Origin of the sequence: Pelagicoccus sp. SDUM812005 (assembly GCF_031127875.1) — a bacterium.
GTDB lineage: Bacteria > Verrucomicrobiota > Verrucomicrobiia > Opitutales > Opitutaceae > Pelagicoccus.
In genome coordinates this window covers 1-785 of the sequence record NZ_JARXIA010000071.1, presented here as the reverse complement: position 1 = coordinate 785, position 785 = coordinate 1, and the positions used below count along the sequence as shown (strand labels likewise).

1 protein-coding gene is annotated in these 785 nt (G+C 45.2%); it reads right to left on the bottom strand.

What is annotated here, in order from left to right; all coding sequences use genetic code 11:
• Positions 1–22: 22 nt before the first annotated feature.
• Positions 23–439 (bottom strand): hypothetical protein, encoded by a 417-nt coding sequence (locus QEH57_RS24725; protein ID WP_309009486.1) that lies wholly within the window; start codon positions 437–439, stop codon positions 23–25.
• Between the last annotated feature and the right edge of the window lie 346 nt (positions 440–785).

Sequence of the window (785 nt, the reverse complement as noted above, 5' to 3'; positions counted from 1 at the left end):
CGCTGAAGTGATACGACGAAGGTTAGTGCGGAGCACTAACCGGAGTTGTATCCACTGACTGGTTAAGCCCTTCATTTTTGTTTTTGATCGATCGAACGATTCCGATAAGCGACAAGAGCGCACCAAAAATTTGGGTCGAAGCCAGTACCCAAGCGAAACCATTCGATTCGAAGCCTACAAAGCTCAGAGCGCATACCATCGAAAAGTAGATAAATCCAATAGACCAAGCTACTGTTTCATTCTTACTTTTCTTTTTTTCGACACGATCAAGCATTACTGCGGTCAGGATCAGCATCGAAATAACGATCGCACTGCCAGCCCAGAAAATTTCATTTCTTTCTCTGCCAAAAGTCATGAATGCCCCAAGGAGTGGAGGTGCTACCGTGGAATACCCGATAGTCAGGGTCCATTTTGCCAATTTGTCCTGAGGTTTTTTCATTCTATATGCTTAACGCCAAATCCACACGATGTCGGTCTCAGCTGAGAGTGCACGTTTGGGTTGGTTGATTTGTAAGGGTTTCGTTGTGAAAGGGGCGGGCGATGACCGACATTGTGTGCGATGCCTTGTTAGCCAAATGGAACGTGTCTCCAGATGTCGAATCCACTAGAATCGAATCATTAAACTGGCATAGGGCTGGGTTGGTCATCTTAGGGCTAGGGTTGCTTGGGTTTCGGCTAAGCTTGAAATGTCTAGGTCAAATAATCTGTTCCGTCGTTTGAGGATGCTGCCTCCTTCGATTCAAAAATTCTCTATGATATTATATATTCTTCAGAAGTGGCTAACG

Coding starts and splice junctions, on each gene's coding strand:
- QEH57_RS24725 (WP_309009486.1), bottom strand. CDS start 439: ATGAAAAAACCTCAGGACAAATTGGCAAAATGGACCCTGACTATCGGG.